Origin of the sequence: Kocuria sp. CPCC 205260 (assembly GCF_040981045.1) — a bacterium.
GTDB classification, from domain to species: domain Bacteria; phylum Actinomycetota; class Actinomycetes; order Actinomycetales; family Micrococcaceae; genus Kocuria; species Kocuria palustris.
This window is the reverse complement of record NZ_JAVKPT010000001.1, coordinates 407117-425762: the sequence shown is the minus strand read 5'-3', so window position 1 is coordinate 425762 and position 18646 is coordinate 407117. Positions and strand designations below refer to the sequence as shown.

Below are 18646 nucleotides of genomic sequence, written 5' to 3'. Positions count from 1 at the left end.
ACCTGCCTCCATCAGAGAAGAAGGACCGTGAGACCCATGACCGCAGTGCTGAACGAGACCCAGGCCGTCGCCGGATCCATCGAGCTGACCCAGCTGGATCTGCTGGTCACCTCCCAAGCCGGGCACCGCAGGTGGGTGCGCTTCACCGGGGAGTCCCCGGCGTGGCTGGACGCCCGAGTGGCCGCCTACCTGAACCGGCACCCGCACCTGTCCATCGACCTGTCCGAGACCGACGTCTGCTGGTCCGCGCTGCCGAAGACCTTCGACATCGTGCTCAGCCGCTGAGTCGGCTCTGGCCCGTTCCGTTCCGTCATCCATCCCAGAGAGGACCACGATCGCCATGCAGAAGTTCCACCCCACGGCTGCCGAGCGCCAGCGCGCTCGTGAGCTGCGTGCCGCCAATCCCGCGATGGCCGCAGCCGTCGCCGAGATCTACCGGTCCTCCCGGGCCACCCCGCACAAGGACCGCCGCGCTGCTGCGCGCAACGGCCTGGGCCGCGGCGGTCGTGCCGGTGCCAAGGCGGCACTGCGCGCGGCCGTCAAGGAGCGGTTCTGATGCACCGCGCGCTGTCCGAGCGTCCGATGCACACCCACGGCGGCTCCGAGAGAGCCCGTCGTGCCGCGGCCATCGCCCACGACTTCCGCACCACCGCTGAGGCCGAGAAGATCTCGATCCATCGCGCCCTGGTGCCGCCGGTCGTGATGGCTGTGGCCGTGTGCCTGCTGATGCCGGTGGTCCTGCCGCTGGTGCTCACCCAGGCCATGGCCGCCTCCCTGCTGGCGGCCTACTTCCTGCTGGCCTCGGCCGTGTGCCTGCTGGCCGCACTGTGTCTGCAGACCACCAGCGACACCGCTGTGGTCAACCACAGCCCCCGCCTGCGCAACTACCTGCTGGGTCTGCTCGGCGGCTACCTCGGCGGCTTCGTGCTGCTGGGTCTCGCCTTGGCACTGCGCCTGGCCGGCTGACCTCGATCCGAAAGAAGACCCCGACATGTCCCTTGCCCTGCACCCCGGGCTGCCCGATGCGCTGCTGGCGCGCCTGGCTCCCGAGCCGATCGCTGCTCAGCCCGAGCCCGACTCCGACGACACGGCTGCCACGACCGACCTCTGCCTGAACTGCGCGCTCGAGCCCGGCGATGAGACCGGGATGGCTCAGTCCATCACCGAGATCAGCCGCCAGGACACCATGACTCGCATCCGGCTGTCCTGCGGTCACCAGATCGTCTCCTGGATCTGAGCCGGCAGCTTCAGACGCGACAACCACCGATGGCATCCCTCTTCGTGATGAGCGTGACGACCCTGGCGCTGTGCGTGTCCGGGCTCTTCCGCGATGCCATCCCGCAGCAGCTGCTGCGCCGTGCCCTGCGAGGCACCACGACACCTGACGACAACTCCCGTGATTCCCGGGATTCCCACACGTCCCGGGATGACTCCGGGGAGTCCCACCCTGCATCGGAGGAGAACCACCATGACTGAATCCACCCGCGCGACCGAGGTGGCACTGTGAACACCGCGCTGCAAATCTTCGGATCGGCGGTGCTGCTGCTGGCCGGGCTCGTCTTCATCTTCAACATCGTGCTGGCCGCCTCGATCGTGTGGCGCACCTGCAGGATCGTCGACACGTCCACGGTCTACAGCCTCAAGCGCCACGCCCGGATGCCGGAGCCCTACGAGGAGGATCTCATCGACCAGCTCAACCATGACCTGACCGATGAGGCCGCCCGGGCCCGCGCCTGCGGCGACATCTCGCGTCTGGATCAGCTCGAGGCCCACCTGCGCGATCTCGAGTCCATCCACCAGCAGCGGCGCTGAGCCGCTCAGCGCAGATCAGCAGGGGAGCAGATCCCCCGAACAGCAGGACCCACCGAGCCAGTGAGCGCACAGCTCACCGGCTCGGTCTGTGTCTGCAGCAGGCGCAGGCACAGGGTGACTCAGCACAGCTGAGTCGGAAGAGGCTTTGAAGCCAGGGCTTCACGAGAACACAGCAGGGATCAGCCGGAGGCTGATCCGGAACAGATCACGGTCGTAAGAACGACGACGAGCAGTTCAGATCGTCAACACAGCAGGGCACAGCCGGAGGCTGGCCCGGAGGTGAAGACGAAGGTCACAGGCACTGCGCCTGCAGACCCCCAAGACCACACGCATCCAGCATCAGAGAGCGCTGAGTCCCAGCGCAGAGAGTGAGTTCATCATGACGAACCCCGCCAACAACGCCGGCACCATCGGTCGCCTCGCCTCGGACCCGAAGGTCTTCGAGAACGAGGACGGCTCCAAGAAGATCCTCTTCACGGTCTACGCCGATCGCAACTACACCGACCGCAACGGCAAGCGCGGCTCGGATGCCCTGCCCTTCGAGGCCTTCGTGCCCGCCAAGGTCTCCGGCATCGGCCCCTACGCCAACGTCCACAAGGGCGACCTGGTCGCTGTGAGCTCCGTGCTGCGCATGGACAACTACACCGACGAGGCCACCGGCCGCAAGGTCTTCAAGCTGAAGATCATCTCCGAGGACATCAAGTTCCTCGAGTCCAAGGCCGCGACCACCCAGCGCCTGTCCGACCGCCTCGCCGAGGCGCAGGCCCAGGTCGCAGCTCAGAACCAGGCCCAGGTGCCGGCGGCGGCTCCGGCTGCTGCCGAGGTGCCCGCGGCTGCGGCTGTGCCCCAGTTCCCGATGGCTGCCCCCGCGGCTGCTCCGGCGGTCGCTGAGGCTCCGGCGGCTGCTCCGGTGGCGGTTCCCCAGTTCGCGGCCGCCCAGTCGGCGACCCCGGCCTCGGATCAGGCCCAGTTCGCTGCTGCGATCCAGCAGTACGAGCAGCAGTACCCGCCGTTCAACAACTGAACCGGCTGACGAAAAGACCCCGGTTCCCGGCAGGGAGCCGGGGTCTTGTCGTTTCCCCGATAAGACTGCGGCTCACAAGGGATGCACCCCCTGTGAGCCGCTTCAGCAAGAACACCATCCGCTTCATCCAGAGAAAGATGTTCCCGCCATGGCCAAGACTACCAAGACCGCCTCTCGCGCCAAGCTCGACAAGGCTGTCGATATGACCAGCACGTCTGCGAATCCGCCGGCGAATCCCAAGACGCCTGTTCTGCCGAATCACATCGGCCGGCAGAATCAGCTGATCCCGCTGAAGGATCTGCACATCGATGAGAGCTACCAGCGCCCACTGCAGGAAGCCCACATCGCGCGCATCACCAAGAACTTCGATCAGGATCTGTTCACCGCTCCGATCGTCGTACGTCGTCTCGACGGATCCCTGTGGGTCGTCGACGGCCAGCAGCGGATCGCGGCCATCCGCACCGAGGACATCAAGGCCACGCACGTCTGGTGCTCGGTCATCCATTCCCGCGACGTCGAGCACGAGGCCTGGCTGTTCGTGCAGTTCGACAACAACCAGAAGAAGCTCAACGCGCTGCAGCTCTACAAGGCCAACTACCGCTCCGGCGAGCCCATGACCGTGGCCTGCGAGGACGTGCTGCGCGACTACGACCTGACCGGCATGCACACCGGCACCGTCCATGCGATCACCGCCGTGCGCTCGATGCGCGACGCCTGGGGTCCTCGAGGCAAGACCTCGTGGGCTCCGATCACCGATCAGCAGCTGGCCTACGGCTCCACGATCCTGCGCCGGACCATCGAGACCGGGCTGCCGCTGCTGGCCAAGGGCGAGGCCGCCAACAAGGTCTTCAGCAAGGATGCGCTGGCCAGCATGATCTGGATCCAGCTCAACGCGCAGTCCACCCCGGACACGGCCCTGATCCAAGAGGTCTTCTCCCGCACGACCAGCACCTACATCCACGAGGTCATCACCGGCATCAAGGATCGTCACGGCTCCTCCGGCGGTGACGGCCGTCGTCGACGAGGCATTCTGCTGGCGCAGTGGATCAACAGCCAGGCCGACACCACGGTCGTCGATCTGGCCGAGGAGCACCACGAGTATCTGCTGGTCTACCTCGGACGGTGAGTCTGAACTCGATGCCGGTGTCTCATAAAGTCCTACGCCGGACTTTATGAGACACCTCAGTGCGACAGGGATATCGCTCTCTCTCGCTCGATTTCGAGAATGGCTATGGAATCTCGTTCGAGAGCGATCTGCCGTGCTATTCTGAAAGCCCCGACAAAGCACAGGAAGAAGGGCTGCACACATGGCACAGAAGGTGGAGATCATCCTCGAAGACGATCTCGACGGCGGTATTGCTGATGAGACCGTGCGATTCGGTCTGGACGGCAAGAACTACGAGATCGACCTGTCCAAGTCCAACAGCTCGAAGCTGCGAGACGCGCTCGAGCCGTTCGTGACCAGCGCGCGCACCAACAGCACGGGCGGATCTCGTCGTCGCCGCGGCACCGGTTCAGGCCAGGGCACCAACAGCGACACGAAGCAGATCCGCGAATGGGCCAAGGCCAACGGCTACCCGGTGGCCGACCGAGGCCGGATCCACGAGGAGATCCGTGAGGCCTACTACGCAGCACAGAAGGCCGGCGCGACCCCGCAGTGAGACGGTCTCTCTGACCCACGAAGAGCCCGAGTCGATCCACGGATCGGCTCGGGCTCTTTCTCTGCTCGAGAGCAGATCAGCAGGGCTGATCCGGGGGAGTTCATGCACCAACAGCCCCCGTGCACATCCGGCACGCGCCGGCGACTCGGATTCGAGAAAACCCCGACGACGACCGAGAACCCGAACGAGAAGGAGGAGCCCCCATGCTGACCATCGCCTGCGACATCGACGGTGTGCTCCAGCCGATGGACCCGCTGCAGACCCGGCATCTCAGCTCGCTGATCAAGCTGCCGGACGTCCAGCACGGCACGATCCTGACGCAGCACGCTGCTGATGCTCTGCGTGAGTGGCAGCGTGCCCCCGGCGTGCGACTGCTGTGGCATACGACCTGGCGCAGCCCGTACACGGATGATCTGACCGAGGCGCTGCAGATGCCGGCGATCGACCACTTCGCCACGGATGAGCAGTTCCTGCGTCCCGTGCCGGGCTTCATGTGGTGGAAGCTGGCGGCCGTCGTCCACTGGCTCAGGCACACGGCCACAGCCGATGATCACCTGATCTGGATCGACGACGACATCAGCGATGCTCGTGAGAACGGCGAGATCTCGGATCTCGTGATCGCCGACCCGCGGCTTCACCTGATCAGCCCCAGCCCCGAGCTCGGGCTCATGCCTCAGGATCTCGGCGAGATCCAGCAGCTGATCCAGCTTCTGGCCTGAGCTCGCCCATCCTCGCCCGCAACAGCCGCGGGCCGACAAGAACGCCAGGACCACGAAGAGCCCGAGTCGATCCACGGATCGACTCGGGCTCTTTCTCTGTTCGAGAGCAGATCAGCAGGGCTGATCCGGGGGAGTTCATGCACCAACAGCCCCCGTGCACATCCGGCACACGACTTCCCAGGAGGACATCATGGCCGCTCTGGCTTTCCCGCGCGTCCCGCTCAAGGAGATGGACCCCGCGATGCGACGCAGGACTCGAGTCCGGATCGGGATGGTGCTGCTGGCTGTGCTGGTTGCACTCAGCGCGGCGGTGCCGCGGCTGCAGGCCGGCCCGGGCACAGCCGCGGATCGACAAGAGCGCCAGGAGCTGACCGAGATCGCCGTCCAGGAGTGCCGCCAGGTGCTCGGTCCGCTGGACTGCCTGTTCTACGACGTCGAGATCACAGACCTCGACGATCCGATGCTCGGGATGGTCCAGCCGTACTACCAGACGCGGATCGGCCGCTCGGACCGGGTGCGCACGACGGACGGCATCTTCCTGGACTTGGATCTGCTCGAGGCTGATGTCGAGCTGCAGCATCACGTGGCCGCTCACGAGTGGCACCACGTGCGCGCCGAGCAGCTCTTCCCGGGCGAATACGAGCACGCGGCCTTCGATCAGCGCGCGGCCGACTACTACGGCAGCGCCGATGGCGACGAGATCCTCACCGACTGCGCGGCCTACGAGGCTGCCCCTGATCGCAGCGTCTACTCCCACGACCAGCAGACCGACGTGGTCTGCCGGGACTGGAGATCGCTCTACGCACCCCTGACCTGACTGACAGAGAAAGAAGCCCATCATGTCCGCACAGACCCTGCACGAGAACCTGAAGCCCGGTGCCGTCGTCGAGCTCACCAACGGCACCGTCGTAACCGTGGAAGGACCCATGTTCGCCGGCTCGGCGACCAAGGACTCCTCGCTCTACTCTGCGACCATGGTCACACACGGTGACGCCGCGCTCGAGAGCATGACCAGACTGGTTCCGGATCCCGTCCTGGCAATCTCGAAGAAGAACCTGGTCGCCGGCCGCACCGTGCACAGCGCCTGAGCCCTGATCCACCGAGCGGGTCCGCTTTCGCGTGGGTGTGGGAGCAGCCAAATGTCCTTCTGACCGGGGAGAATGGGGGTGTTGAAGCCAGATTCACGCCGAGCCGGAAGGACACCTCGTAGGTGCAATCATTCCATGGAATCCAGCCCGTGTTCGATGAGGACAATCTCGTATCGCATACCGGTCTGGTGCCGGTGCTGGCGCTGGCCGAGCGGGCGGGCCTGTCGGAGCTGGTGAGGGAGCACTCGAGCGTGCCGTCGGCGTCTCGGGATGTGAAGGCTCGCACGGTGATCGCCGGGATGCTGGCGGGCGCGGACAGCATCGATGATCTGGACGTGCTGCGCGCGGGCTCGACCGCACGGGTGATCGGCGAGGTGCGTGCGCCGTCGACGATGGGCACGTTCCTGCGCTCGTTCACGCACGGGCACGTGCTGCAGCTGGGTGCGGTGAACCGGCGGCTGCTGCACGGGCTGGCGGACATGGTCCCCGGCCTGGTCGGCGGCGACGACGGGTCGCTGGTGCTGGTCGATCTGGACGACACGATCGGCGAGGTCCACGGCTACGCGAAGCAGGCCGCGGCGTTCGGCTATTCCGGGGTACGCGGCCTGAACGCGCTGCTGGCGACGATCAGCACGCCCACGACCGCGCCGGTGATCGGCGAGTTCTCGCTGCGGCGCGGCAATGCCCGCTCCGGGTCGGGCGCGCACTGGTTCGCGGCGCGGGCGTTGGCGACGGTCGCGCGGGTCGCGCCTGGCCGGCGGGCGCTGGTACGCGGCGACAGCGCGTTCTGCAGCCACGACCACGTGCAAGCGGCCATCCGGGCGGGTGCCTGGTATTCGTTCACGATCCCCAAGTGGCCGACGGTGACGTCCGCGATCGACGCGATCGCCGAGGACGCCTGGACGCCGATCGAGTATCCGCACGCGGTCGCCGACCCCGACACGGGCGAGCTGATCAGCGACGCCGAGGTCGCCGAGACCACGTTCACCGCGTTCGTCTCCCGCCGCAAGAGCGAGCGCATCAGCTGCCGGCTGGTGGTGCGGCGGGTGAAGCGGCTGAACACCGGCGGTAAGACCGGCCAGGAGCCGCTGTTCGACACCTACCGGTATCACGCGTTCATCACCAACAGCACCCTCTCCGCGGTCGAGGCGGACGCGACCCACCGCCGGCACGCGATCGTCGAGCAGGTGATCGCGGAGCTGAAGAACGGGCCGCTGGCGCACCTGCCATTGGGCCGCTTCCACGCCAACGCCGCCTGGCTGGGGTTCGCGACCATGGCCTTCAACGTCTCCCGCGCGGCGGCGATCGCCGCCGGCACCCCCACCGCACGGATGGCGACCGTCCTGGCCACCACGATCGCCGTACCCGCACGACTCGCCTCGCGTGCGCGACGAACGATCATGCACCTGCCCACGAACTGGCCCTGGCGACACGCCTGGGCCAGACTCTGGGCCACCGCGACCGGACCACCGAGCCCCGCCACCACCTGACCAGCCAGCCCTGACGGGCGCGACCGGAGACTCTCGTGGAAAGGCCAGCACAGGCTGGCAGGCCGACCGCGCCCTCACATCCGCGACCCCGCCCGCTCCGCTACCGCAGCCGACCTGAAGCCGGACGGTGGATCTGGGCTGAGACAAGACAGAGTTCCCACGCACAGCCTGGTCCGGCGCAGCCGGCCCCGGGGGAGAGTGCGGAGGGCTGGAACACGCCTTCCTAGAGAGGGATCGTCACACCCTCCTTCTGATGGATGCCGGATGCGTCGCGCACCCCGCACTGATTCGATGGGCCACTGGCTCATTGATCAGCGCGGGGTGCGTTCTTTTTTTCCGCGGGTTCAGCTGGTCTTGGCCGTTCTCGTGATCTCGGACCGGCTTGGCAACAGGGTTCTCGGTCACGACCTGACGCTGCTCAGCACAGCTGAGCCGGTGGTTTGGATGAATCGTGGTTATGATCTCCTCGAGACCTACTACTGCTGAAAGGAGCAGTGACGGACATGAACCCCATCGACGCCATCATCATCCTGATCGCCGCGCTGCTCTTCAGCGCCGTTCTGGTGCGCATCGCGACCGCCCAGGCTCGCGCCGAGCGCAAGGCCGCCCGTCGGGCTGCTGCGCTGCGCGATCGCCGTGAGGCTGAGTACCTTGCGATCCGCCAGGCCCGCCTGCGCGATCACAACCTGGAGTGGCTGGACCAGCACAGCTGAGTCCTGAGTCAGACGCTGCGCTGACCTCCGAAGAAGCTCAAGACCCCCACTTGCCATGTGCGGCAAGCGGGGGTCTCTTCTTCTCTGCGTCGTCTGCTGGTGATGCTGATTCCAGAGGCGAGACGCCAGAGCCCAGCACAGTTGGGTCGGGGAGATCCTCAGTTCTAACAGGAGATCCATCATGCGTCACACAGAAAGGCCTCACGACAGCCCAGACAACAAGCCCCAGCCTCAGCCCGAGATCATCGACCAGTTCGCGATGATCCTCATCGGCTGGGCTGCAGAGAACACCCTCGACCAAGTGCTCAAGACGACTCTGCAGACAGCTCGTCTGCTCAGCTCTTTCATCGCCGGTCTCATCGGCTAATTAGAGAAGACACTTCACGCCCCGTCGCGCACACCCGACGGGGCTTTCTCTTGCCTTCTCGCGGATCTTTCAGATCGCTTGCCGGCGGCTCAGCGGAGCTGAGCCGGAAGAGGTTCTGAACAAACAGACCATCCGCGTACGAGCAGGTCAGGAGACCCATCATGAGCGCTTCCACCGTCACCGCACCGGTTGCCGAGAAGACAGCCGAGATCTACTCCGAGGCCGACCGCATCCGCGATCGCGCCCTGTGCCAGCGCTACTTCGGTGCATGGACCGGCTCCTTCGGCATGACCTCCGAGCAGCGCGCTGCGGCTCCGGCGGCTCCCATCAGCTTCGCTGAGTTCGAAGCCGCTGCTGCACGACTCGCTCAGCCTCGTACCTGAGGCTAGTCTGAGAGGCACTCGCCTCCTTCTCGCGCCTGACTTCTGAGCGCCCTCTCGCTTCGCACACCCCGGCGGCTCATCTGCCGCTGCATCTCTTCCCACACCTGATCAGGAGAGCTCTCATGAACCGCCTCGCCGCTCGCGCCTCCTCGCGCAGCTCGATCTTCCACGTCCTGCTGCTCGTGCTGATGATCACTTCGATGCTCATCATCACCGCTTGCTCCAACACCACCGTGAAGACCCTGCAGGATCAGCACCACAACGCCGAGCCGGTCAGCGCTGACCGAACGCAGTCGATCCAGACCACCGTCGTGCGCGTCATCGACGGCGACACGGTGGCCCTGGCTCCGGTCAACGGCGAGCTTGCCTCCACCGACGACGACATGTCGGAGACCTCCGTGCGGCTGCTGGGCATCCAGGCTCCGGAGATGAACTACCAGGACCCGACGGCTGGGCCGGAGTGCATGGCCCAGCACGCCACCGATCGCCTCGAGGCGCTGCTGCCGGTCGGCACCGAGGTGACGCTGAGCTTCGACAACTCGGCTGACACCTACGACAAGTACGGCCGGGCGCTGGGCTACCTCAGCACGGAGGCCGACGCCGACGTGGCTGAGCAGATGGTCACCCACGGCCTGGCCGAGGCCTGGGTCCCGGACAGCGAGCCGCGCCCGGACCGCCTCGATCACTACGAGCAGCTCGCCCAGAGCGCAGCTGCCGACCAGCGCGGCCTCTACGGCCGCTGCTGAACCAGAAGACCTGAAACATCCCCTTCACCAGATCAGGAGTGACATCCATGTCCACCATTGAAGCTCTCGAGCTCGCCAAGAGCCTCTCCCAGAAGCACCAGTCCGTCTCGCAGCGATTCTTCGCCGCGCAGCCCGACTCCGATGAGCGCCGTTCGCTCGCCTCGACCATGGTCGAGACGCAGACGATGCGCGAGAAGCTCTACGACCAGACCGGCTGGACCTACGAGGGCGGCAACGTGCTCTTCGACGAGCCCGGCCTCTGGATCCAGACGCTGCGTGTGCCCCGTTCCCGCTTCTTCCCCGATCGCCGTAGTGCCAGCATCACGCTGCAGTACCGCGACGTCGACAACGAGCCCGTGCTCCTCGAGGCCGACGAGGCCATCGAGCTCTGAGCTCTCTATCTCTTACTGACCCGCACCATTCCTGAGGAAAGAAGGAACCTGTCATGACCACCGAGAACACTTCCACTGCGCCGCTGCACGTCGGCGATCTGGTCACCGACGGCAACGGGACCAACAATCTGGCCACCGTGCGCGAGGAGCGCTTCGTGCCGGCCGTGCCGGGCCCTGGTGGCCGTGAGGCGGCCCAGCTCGTGCGCGTGCCCGGGTACGCCGGCTGGTTCGACGCGGTGACCGGTCGGGGCTACAACCGGCCCTCCCTGCAGATCGCCCGGATGGAGAACGCCTGATGTCGCAGATCCCCAAGTACATCGATCCGGCACAGTTCCGAGATCCGGACATCCAGCGCATGGTCCAGAACAGCAACGCCACGCGCAACGTCCTGCTGAATGATCGCGCTCGGCGGCAGTTCCTGCAGGAGCAGCACCCGCTGACGTGGCGCGTGCACTACCACGGTCTCAGCTACGACGTCGTGCGTGCGATCGGCTTCGGCGCGCTGTGCATCGGATTCCCGATCGGGCTCTGGTTCATGGCCACGGGCCAGGGCTGATCATCTTCTCGAAGACCCCTGCGATTCCCGGTGCGCCGAGGGATTGCAGGGGTCTTTCTCTCTGCAGAACAGCAGACAGCTGCAGAGCCGCTATCGAGGCATTCGCTGAAGAAGAAGACTTTCCAACATCTTGACGTAAGAGTGTGATTCCCAGGATGGGATCGCTGATCCCGTGATCTGAAGGAGGACTCTGCGTCACAGCGCCTCAGCGGAGCTGAGGCGGGGGAGTTCATGCACGAAGAAGGCTCAGCCGGTCATTGACACCCTGGGTCATTACACGTGTTCCCCTGCTGTGCTCGTGACAGCGGCTGCCCGTCAGCCCCGCGAGCACGGAGATGCGTGACGAAGAGCTGGACCCGATGCGCCCACGTGCCGCGGTTCCAGGAGACGACACCGAGAAGCCGCAGGACATCGCTGCGCCTCGATCGTCTCGACGCACCGGTACAGCGACAGCGCATGCACTGTCGCTGCGACCGCACCCGTCAACGGAGCTGAGCCACCGAGCTCACACGCTGACGGGTCTCTTCTTTCCTGCGCACATGAGAAGGCCCCGCACTGCCTTGACCGGCAGCGCGGGGTCTTCTTTTTTCTGACCAGCTCAGCGCCGGCGTCTGATCCGGGCCGCCTAGGTGTATGAGGCCATGACGTTGTTGACGCGCACCGGTGTTGCAGATGCAGGCGGTTGCCCGTCGTGAGCGCCGTGTGGACGGTGATAGTTGTAGTGCCGGTTCCACGTTTCCAACGCAGCAGCGCGTTCAGTTTCCGAGCGCCAAATGCGAGCGTAGAGGAACTCTTCGGCGAGGATCCGGTTGTAGCGCTCGACTTTGCCGTTGTGTCGAGGCGTATATGGCGTGATGCGCTGGTGTCGGCTGGTCCCGACCGCCTCGCGGAAGGCTGCAGATCGGTAGCAGGAACCGTTGTCAGTCACGACGTGCTCCATCCGGGTGATCCCGTGCGCGGCGAACCAGGCTCTGGCCCGCCCGAGGAACGCGACGGCAGTGACGGCCCTCTCATCCGGTAGCGCTTCTGTGTAAGCGAATCGGGTGTGTCCGTCGATGGCGGAATGCAGGTAGATGTACCCGGTCCTCATACCGCGGGCCTTCGTGCGGGCGACAGCTTTGGCTCTCTCGCTGCCTTTGCCGTGCACACGCCACCCGCCGCCGTCAGGGATGCGCCCAACCTTCTTCACGTCCAGATGCACCATGTGGCCGGGACGTTTGGCGTTGATGCTTTGCGGCTCCCGGTTCGTCTCGCCGTTCGGATCGATGAACTTCCGCCGGTTCAGGCCCAGCTGCGCGAAAAGCCGGGTGATGGTGCGACGGCTCACCGGCGTTCCTGCCTGCTCAAGCTCGAACGCAATACGGGACGCCGACCATTTGTGTCCACGCCGCATCGACTCGATCTGCTGCACGAGGCAGCCAGGCGTTGCAGATGGCTGTCGGATAGGAGACGACGAGCGGTCTAGAAGGCCGGTCTTCCCGAATCGCTTGTATCTGTTGACCCATTTCGAGGCGGTCGCACGGGAGATCCCCATCTCGGCGGCCACGTGGGAAATAGGGCGGGTGCGGCAGCGTTCGATCAGGCGGCGTCGGCCTTCGGGTGAGAGGGGAGCGTTGGCATGTGTAGGCGAGGTCATGACTGTTCTCAGTGATCTCAGATCAGCTCCATCACCGGGCCCTCATGCACGGCCTCGTAGATCACGTTGCGGATCACGTTGGCCTCTTCCGAGGTCAGGGTGCGGTCGATGGGGCGCAGCATGATTCGCAGCAGGAGATTGACTTGTCCTTCCAGAGTGCCGAGCCTCGAGCGCGCAGCCTCGGGCAGTCCCTCGTGGGGTGTGCGGCTGAGAACCTCGAGAGACTCGATGACGTCGGCGTTGTCTCCGAGGGCGACGCGGATGCGGTCACCAAGCGTCTCCTCGTCCTCTTGTGCATCCACGACGACTGAGATGTCGCGCCGGGCCGCAGGCAGAAGTGAAACGTGCTGCCATGGATTCAGGGTGAGCATCTGGGTTGCTATGCGAGAGTCTTCTGCCCGGAGATAGCGGATGTCAGGGATGCCCTTGCGCAGCATAAGTGCACGTTCAAGGCCCATACCGAGAGCCAGACCTGACCATCGCTCGGGGTCGAGGCCCGATCCGCGCAGCACCTCGGGATGGATGCGGCCGCACTCGGCGAGTTCAAGCCATTCGCCGTCGTGGAGCACGTCGATCTGCCTACCACCGACGGTGTATGGGTGCGCCACGTCTGTTGTTCTCCACTGCGCATCCGGAAGGACTGCCTCGACCAAGTGGCCGATCATCCTGAGCATGTCCTCGTCACCGGTATCCGGAGTGCTACGGATGCGCCACAGGTCCACCTGGTGGGGTTCCCCCACGTGGGTGCGATCGACGGCGTCGCGACGGTAGACGAGACCGGGTACCACGAGTAACTCATCCACCTCGGACATTCCCGCATAGTCCTCAAGGACGCGCGGGAGTTCGGCGCTCATGTGACTGCGAAGCATTACGACGGGGCTGATGTACCGGGTGTACCGGCGAGCCCTAGTCACATCACTTGGGTCGTAACCGAGGCGGTCGTAGTTGTCCCGAACAGGAACGACTGGCGAGCCGCGCACATACCGGATCGAGCTGTCCCACTCGGGCAGCAGACGGTCAATTACTAATTGCAGGAGAGACTGGATGGCGTGACGTCCCTGGTCGGGATCGGTAAGGTCGCGCGTATTGAGAGCACGATAGAGCTGGTCGGAAGTCAGGTAGTCGGCGTGCGACATGAGAAGGTCTCCAAGAAGATGGCAGGTAGGTGAAGGACGAGAAACTTCCCCCGGCCGTACCCGCGGAGACCTACTGCGCTACGACTGCGCGTCGAAGACCCCGCGGCCATATCCCGGCCGGGGGTCTTGAAATCGCTGCTGCATCCGCATGACACAAGTGTAGCTGTGCGACCAGCCACCCGCGAGCAACGTCAACAACCTCCTGGCCAGCAACAGTCAGCTGGCCAAAGGTCCGAGACCAGTCGGTGGCGGCTGCATCAAGGTCCGGTTGCCGGCCCACCGGCGGCAGCTTCGGTGAGAGCGCATGAACGCGGTTGAACAGCCGGCCATGGTGCGCGCAGATATTGCGGACGATGTTCAGCGCCTTGAGCCAGCTCGTCAGCTGCGGTGCGCTCAGGCCGCATACGTCAGCGACAGCATCCTGGACGGCACGCGGCGCGAAGCCGTACAGGCGCGTGAGGCCGCCCCAGCCGAGCAGCTCGACGGCCGCCCAGACCGGCAGGACCCCACCGTACTTCGCGTGATGGTGCGCGACGAAGTCCTCGCGAGACTGCTCGAGCTCGAACCTGTATCCCGCGAGCCAGTTGATGTAGGCGTCACCACGGCGGGCCGTCGGACCGAGCATGCTGGGATCTAGATGCGCGCAGGGGTCGACGCGCCCGAGCTCGTGACCGAGCAGCGCGCGGATCGCCAGTTCGATGGGGGTTAGGACGGAGAAGGTCGCCGTGCGCAGCCTTGCGTCGAAGTCATACAGCGCGATGACGTCGTTGAGCCGGGTCCCGGGGTAGAAGTCGTCCCCACGCCCCGTCTTGGACTGCTTTCGGAACGGATACCAATACCCGCTCAGTCGGTAGTAGTTGACGCGTCGCAAGGTAGACCGGGCGGTGTCGCGATCCCCGACGTCCATCCCGCGCGCGGACAGCAACTCAATCTGCTCGTCGTAGGACTTGTACTCCTTGACCCCGTCGTCCAAGAACACCACCTGAGAAAAATGAGGACCGGCCCTGGACCTACCGAAGTAGGCGGAACCGGTCGTGATGGGAACATCGTATCTTGCCCCGGGACTCGCCGCAATCTCGCGTCTCTCAAGGGGTCAGCGTGGCTGGCGCAACCGACGGTTGTTGCCTCGCAAGGTCGATCGATGAGATAGCTGCGGCCGCCCGGTGGCCCTCGATCTCGGGGCTCGACGACCACGGTGTGACCGTTCGACTAAAGCCCGGAGACCGAGGAGGGAGCCGCATCTACGCTACGTCCTCAGCTCCTTGTGCCGGCATCGTGATGCGCATGGCGATCAGTCCAGCGCCTATCAGTCCCGCGACGGCGAGAGCACTGCTGATCAGGAACGGGTCTCCTCCCGCAAGAGCTGCAGAGAAGCCGACACCGATGTAGACGGTGATGCCGGTAGACCCGCCGAGCTGGTCTGCCGCGCGCTGGACTCCGGACGCGGTCCCTGCGTCGTCCTCAGTCACCCCGGTGACGGCCGCGTACTGGAGTCCGACTAGGCCGAAGCCCATCCCGGCGGCGATGAGGACCATGGCTGGGATCATCGCGGGAGCCGGTGCCTCAACGTGGGTTGCGAACGCGATCGCTGCCATCCCGAGGGCGGTGGATCCGATACCGGCCAGGGCGCAGAACCGTGCACCCCAGCGTCCGAGGAACCGCGGAACAACCGTGGCCGCCGCAACCAGCGCGACCGCCAGCGGCACCAGTGTCAGCCCCGTGGTCAGCGGGCTCAGTCCCAGCCTGTTCTGCAGATAGAACGTGAACAGCAGGAACGACGTGGACAATGCAGCGCTGAGTAGAGCAGTGGCAAGATTGGCCATCACGCGTGACCGGTTGCGGAAGAACTCCAGCGGCACCAGCGGGTTCGCAGCGCGTCTCTCGACTGCGACAAACAAGACGGCTGCGACCACAGACCCGACCAACACGGCCACGGCCACCCACCGGGGGATACCGTCGGTCTCTCCTAGTTCGACGATGCCGAAGGTGAACAGGAGCGGTGCCCCGGTCAGCAACAGCGAGCCCGGGAGATCGAGTGCGGTGCGGGCTCTCGGACGGTCGGCCGGTACGAGAATGCTCGTGGCGATGAGCACGAACACGATGAACGGCACCGATACGAGGAAGATCCACCGCCACCCCAGAAGCTCCGTGATGATTCCGGAAAGGATGAATCCGAGCACCAGGCCGCAGCTGGCCACGGCCGCCCACACGCTCAACGCCCGTGATCGGCCCTGGCCTTCGGCGAACAAGAGAACGATCACGGCCATCGCGGCAGGCAGAGCAAGCGCTTCTCCGACGCCTTGGAGCAGCCTTGCTGCTACCAACAGGTGGAATGTCGGGGCGAGCCCTGCCAGCAGTGAGGCGAGGCCGAACACTGTCGTGCCAGCCAACAATAGCCGTCGCTGACCGAGCACGTCGCCGAGTCGGCCCCCGAGCATCAGCAGTCCGCCGCCGGTGATCGTGTATCCCACGACGACCCATGTCAGCTGCCGGGCGTCGGCCCCGAACTCGTCACCGATGGACGGGAGGGCGACGTTGACTACGGTCACGTCGACCGCGATCAGGAATTGCAGCATGGACAGGCAGGCAAGCGTGACCCATGCTCGTACCGGCGTGTTGCCGCGCCGGGAAGAAGTAGTGGTTTGAACCAAGTCGTGCTCCATCGTTCAGACGTAGAACTCCGGGCAGCACTAAGAGCCGCTCCGGACTGGCCGTGGAGCGACGAAGCATCAGGAGAGGTGAAAAGAGGAGTGCTCCGCCGCTAGCGGAGCGTCCTCGTCACGGCGGCCGCAGCCGCTGCAGAAGCAGACATGGTTATCACGGTACCGCATCTGCGGCGCTGTCTCCGCCATTGCTACGCCGGTCACAGCCAGCAGCTGGCACGGTGCTACGCTGGACGGCATGTGTTGCGGTGGTATCGCGTCGATGAGGTTGCGCCGTCGCTGACGGCGGTCCCCACATTCGATCAGTGAGTTCCGCCGTCCTGCCGGTCCTGCCGGGCGGCGCGTTTCTGCATGCCCGGCTCCGTCCACGGATTCACGGAGCTACCCAGTGCCTACTTACCGTCATGGCCGTCACGAGCACGGCCAGAACTTCCTGCACGACAAAACCATCCAGAAGATCATCGTAGAGCGCGTCCAGGCCACCACCGGGCCGATCGTCGAGATCGGCTCCGGCGCAGGCGCTCTGACCAAGCCCTTAGCCTCCTTGGAACGCCCACTGACCGCGGTCGAGATCGACAGCAGACTCGCCCGTTCCCTCGAACAGCAACTGCACCCCCGGATCGAGGTCGTGCACGGCGACTTCCTTCGCCACCGGCTGCCGGCGACCGCTCACGTCCTTGTGGGGAATCTGCCCTTCCACCTGACGACGGCGATGCTGCGTCATATCCTTCGCGCACCGGGATGGACCCACGCCGTCCTGATCGTCCAGTGGGAAGTGGCCCGTCGCCGCGCCGGGGTCGGCGGTGCCACACTGATGACCGCCCAATGGTCGCCCTGGTTCACCTTCGAGCTCGGACAACGTATACCAGCACGTGCTTTCACTCCTGCTCCGAGCATTGACGGTGGTGTTCTGACGATCACGCGCCGGGAGACACCTCTACTGCCGAGGCGGGAGCGCAAGTCCTTCCAAGCCATGGCACATCAGGTCTTCACCGGCCGAGGGCGAGGTATCGCCGAGATCACCGCCCGAGCAGGGTTCTTCGACCGAGCTCGTTCCGCGGCGAAATGGGCAACCAACGCGGGCTTGGACCCACGCGCCCTACCAAAGGACCTCTCTGCCAGGCAATGGGCGGACCTCTACCGGACTAGCTGTTGCGGGTCAGGACGTTGTTTACATGCAACGGAGGCTCGGGTGGGTGTTACCTGTGGCGACAGGTCGGCAGGTGAGGGGCTCATCGCATGAGAGGGCATGGGTAGGATCTGAAGCCTCCGGTTTCCAGGAGCCAGCGGGCGATGTAGTGAGTGAGGCTGCGGAAGCCCAGAGCAGAGGCACGGAGATGCTCATGGCGACCATGGATCGCCTCGGTCGACCCGTCGCTCGTGCCTGGACAATCGAAGTGGGGCAGGGCGTCGACTTGTCGACGCTGGAGGGTCTGTCTGAGACTGGCGAGCTTCGGCAGTTCCCGATTTCCAGTGCCAGGCGCTCCCCCGTGCAGAGGGCAGTGGGTCCCGAACCGTCAGACCCTCTAGGCCGTTCCCGTAGACTGGTGTCATGCCCGTTCAGCAACAGGTCATCGAATTCCATCCGCGCCACAGGGCCGCGGTGCTAAATGGCACTAAGACTCTGACCGTGCGGTGGAACGAGGCAATCACCGTGGGTGCGGCGTGGTTGGCTTTTGATCCCGCCGGACGAGAGATGCTAGATGGCGTCGTACTCAAAATTCAGCGGTTTCCACTCAACAAACTCACAGCTGCTGCTGTGCGTGCTCCGGAAAACACCGACATGGCCGAGTACGTGCGGCAATTACGGGAGAACTACTACCCGTCGATGCCAACCGACGCGCTGCTAGACGTAGTCCACTTTCGAATTCAGGGCCCGCAACACCGTTAGTTCCGGCGTACAGCATGCCATACGACAGACTCAGTATCTGGCCTGCGTTGTATGGCTTCCGGCCGTTCGATCCAGAGGGTTCGATCCAGAGGACTGCAACCTGTAGGAGAAGGCCCCCGGCCAGATGGCCGTCGGAAGCGATGCCCGCACCGACACTGTAACGAACCAACGCCGGGGTGCAGGAGTCGATCGAGCTCACGTCGCGACAGCTACATGCCGGTGAATGCAGCTGCATACAGCGCCGCAGCAACCCCGTCGGACCCAGAGCACCCACACCGGACGCGAGGCCGAACCTCCACTCGACATCCTTTGTACGCGGCTCGTGCAAAGGATGTGCGCTATCGAGGGAGCATCGGTAGGGTGAGGAGC

26 protein-coding genes and 1 pseudogene are annotated in these 18646 nt (G+C 65.1%); 22 read left to right on the top strand and 5 right to left on the bottom strand.

From position 1 onward, the window contains the following. Positions 1 to 36: 36 nt before the first annotated feature. The 20 genes from RF645_RS01870 (at position 37) to RF645_RS01775 (ending at position 10951) form a co-directional block, all read left to right on the top strand. Entirely contained in the window at positions 37 to 285 is a 249-nt protein-coding gene (locus RF645_RS01870) for a hypothetical protein (RefSeq protein WP_350870572.1), read from the top strand. 55 nt (positions 286 to 340) lie between these two features. Then, a complete protein-coding gene (locus RF645_RS01865; protein ID WP_058871174.1) occupies positions 341 to 556 on the top strand; it encodes a hypothetical protein in 216 nt (71 codons plus the stop codon). Continuing rightward, positions 556 to 966: a hypothetical protein gene (locus RF645_RS01860; RefSeq protein ID WP_368818504.1), complete on the top strand. Its 411-nt coding sequence runs from the start codon at positions 556 to 558 to the stop codon at positions 964 to 966. The genes RF645_RS01865 and RF645_RS01860 overlap by 1 nt, the downstream gene beginning before the upstream one ends. A 25-nt stretch (positions 967 to 991) precedes the next feature. Next, positions 992 to 1237: a hypothetical protein gene (locus RF645_RS01855; protein ID WP_058871172.1), complete on the top strand. Its 246-nt coding sequence runs from the start codon at positions 992 to 994 to the stop codon at positions 1235 to 1237. A 47-nt stretch (positions 1238 to 1284) separates the two neighbouring features. Beyond that, positions 1285 to 1476 carry a hypothetical protein gene (locus tag RF645_RS01850; RefSeq protein ID WP_368818503.1) on the top strand — a complete coding sequence of 64 codons (192 nt, stop codon included), beginning with the start codon at positions 1285 to 1287 and terminating at the stop codon, positions 1474 to 1476. 27 nt (positions 1477 to 1503) lie between these two features. Beyond that, positions 1504 to 1812: a hypothetical protein gene (locus tag RF645_RS01845; RefSeq protein WP_350870559.1), complete on the top strand. Its 309-nt coding sequence runs from the start codon at positions 1504 to 1506 to the stop codon at positions 1810 to 1812. Positions 1813 to 2191: 379 nt separating this feature from the next. Beyond that, positions 2192 to 2836, top strand: coding sequence for a single-stranded DNA-binding protein (locus RF645_RS01840; RefSeq protein ID WP_368818502.1), 645 nt, complete (start codon positions 2192 to 2194; stop codon positions 2834 to 2836). 148 nt (positions 2837 to 2984) lie between these two features. Further along, a complete protein-coding gene (locus RF645_RS01835; RefSeq protein ID WP_368818501.1) occupies positions 2985 to 3962 on the top strand; it encodes a DUF6551 family protein in 978 nt (325 codons plus the stop codon). A 181-nt stretch (positions 3963 to 4143) separates the two neighbouring features. Beyond that, complete coding sequence (locus tag RF645_RS01830) at positions 4144 to 4497, top strand: Lsr2 family protein (RefSeq protein ID WP_278855625.1); 354 nt, start codon at positions 4144 to 4146, stop codon at positions 4495 to 4497. 203 nt (positions 4498 to 4700) lie between these two features. Further along, complete coding sequence (locus RF645_RS01825) at positions 4701 to 5216, top strand: HAD domain-containing protein (protein WP_368818500.1); 516 nt, start codon at positions 4701 to 4703, stop codon at positions 5214 to 5216. A gap of 190 nt (positions 5217 to 5406) precedes the next feature. After that, positions 5407 to 6033 (top strand): hypothetical protein, encoded by a 627-nt coding sequence (locus tag RF645_RS01820; protein ID WP_368818499.1) that lies wholly within the window; start codon positions 5407 to 5409, stop codon positions 6031 to 6033. A gap of 22 nt (positions 6034 to 6055) precedes the next feature. Further along, positions 6056 to 6304, top strand: a complete 249-nt coding sequence (locus RF645_RS01815; RefSeq protein WP_368818498.1) for a hypothetical protein — start codon at positions 6056 to 6058, stop codon at positions 6302 to 6304. 140 nt (positions 6305 to 6444) lie between these two features. Next, complete coding sequence (locus RF645_RS01810) at positions 6445 to 7794, top strand: IS1380 family transposase (protein ID WP_271404783.1); 1350 nt, start codon at positions 6445 to 6447, stop codon at positions 7792 to 7794. 503 nt (positions 7795 to 8297) lie between these two features. Then, positions 8298 to 8507: a hypothetical protein gene (locus RF645_RS01805; protein WP_368818497.1), complete on the top strand. Its 210-nt coding sequence runs from the start codon at positions 8298 to 8300 to the stop codon at positions 8505 to 8507. A 181-nt stretch (positions 8508 to 8688) separates the two neighbouring features. Next, positions 8689 to 8874, top strand: coding sequence for a hypothetical protein (locus RF645_RS01800; RefSeq protein ID WP_058871161.1), 186 nt, complete (start codon positions 8689 to 8691; stop codon positions 8872 to 8874). A gap of 161 nt (positions 8875 to 9035) precedes the next feature. Further along, a complete protein-coding gene (locus RF645_RS01795; RefSeq protein WP_350870535.1) occupies positions 9036 to 9257 on the top strand; it encodes a hypothetical protein in 222 nt (73 codons plus the stop codon). A gap of 122 nt (positions 9258 to 9379) precedes the next feature. Further along, on the top strand, positions 9380 to 10003 hold the full coding sequence (locus RF645_RS01790) for a thermonuclease family protein (protein WP_368818496.1): 624 nt from the start codon (positions 9380 to 9382) through the stop codon (positions 10001 to 10003). 47 nt (positions 10004 to 10050) lie between these two features. After that, positions 10051 to 10395 carry a hypothetical protein gene (locus tag RF645_RS01785; RefSeq protein ID WP_368818495.1) on the top strand — a complete coding sequence of 115 codons (345 nt, stop codon included), beginning with the start codon at positions 10051 to 10053 and terminating at the stop codon, positions 10393 to 10395. 53 nt (positions 10396 to 10448) lie between these two features. Next, entirely contained in the window at positions 10449 to 10691 is a 243-nt protein-coding gene (locus tag RF645_RS01780; RefSeq protein WP_368818494.1) for a hypothetical protein, read from the top strand. Continuing rightward, complete coding sequence (locus RF645_RS01775) at positions 10691 to 10951, top strand: hypothetical protein (RefSeq protein ID WP_368818493.1); 261 nt, start codon at positions 10691 to 10693, stop codon at positions 10949 to 10951. The genes RF645_RS01780 and RF645_RS01775 overlap by 1 nt, the downstream gene beginning before the upstream one ends. Positions 10952 to 11576: 625 nt before the next feature. On the opposite strand, the gene RF645_RS01770 is transcribed toward RF645_RS01775, so the two are convergent. The 4 genes from RF645_RS01770 to RF645_RS01755 form a co-directional block, all read right to left on the bottom strand. Beyond that, on the bottom strand, positions 11577 to 12587 hold the full coding sequence (locus RF645_RS01770) for an IS481 family transposase (protein ID WP_082676903.1): 1011 nt from the start codon (positions 12585 to 12587) through the stop codon (positions 11577 to 11579). 17 nt (positions 12588 to 12604) lie between these two features. Continuing rightward, positions 12605 to 13723 (bottom strand): hypothetical protein, encoded by a 1119-nt coding sequence (locus RF645_RS01765; protein ID WP_368818492.1) that lies wholly within the window; start codon positions 13721 to 13723, stop codon positions 12605 to 12607. A 70-nt stretch (positions 13724 to 13793) separates the two neighbouring features. Continuing rightward, entirely contained in the window at positions 13794 to 14702 is a 909-nt protein-coding gene (locus RF645_RS01760) for an Abi family protein (RefSeq protein ID WP_368818669.1), read from the bottom strand. A 262-nt stretch (positions 14703 to 14964) separates the two neighbouring features. Beyond that, positions 14965 to 16386, bottom strand: a complete 1422-nt coding sequence (locus RF645_RS01755; protein ID WP_368818491.1) for an MFS transporter — start codon at positions 16384 to 16386, stop codon at positions 14965 to 14967. 388 nt (positions 16387 to 16774) lie between these two features. On the opposite strand from RF645_RS01755, the gene erm reads away from it, so the two are divergent. Then, entirely contained in the window at positions 16775 to 17629 is an 855-nt protein-coding gene (erm, locus tag RF645_RS01750) for a 23S ribosomal RNA methyltransferase Erm (RefSeq protein ID WP_368818490.1), read from the top strand. Here erm and RF645_RS01745 read toward each other — a convergent pair. Further along, positions 17619 to 17846, bottom strand: a pseudogene (locus RF645_RS01745) (transposase); the annotation flags it as partial. The gene erm and the pseudogene RF645_RS01745 sit on opposite strands and share 11 nt — an antisense overlap. A 92-nt stretch (positions 17847 to 17938) precedes the next feature. Between RF645_RS01745 and RF645_RS01740 the strand changes: the two are divergent. After that, a complete protein-coding gene (locus tag RF645_RS01740; protein ID WP_081609509.1) occupies positions 17939 to 18277 on the top strand; it encodes an ASCH domain-containing protein in 339 nt (112 codons plus the stop codon). Positions 18278 to 18646: the final 369 nt, after the last annotated feature.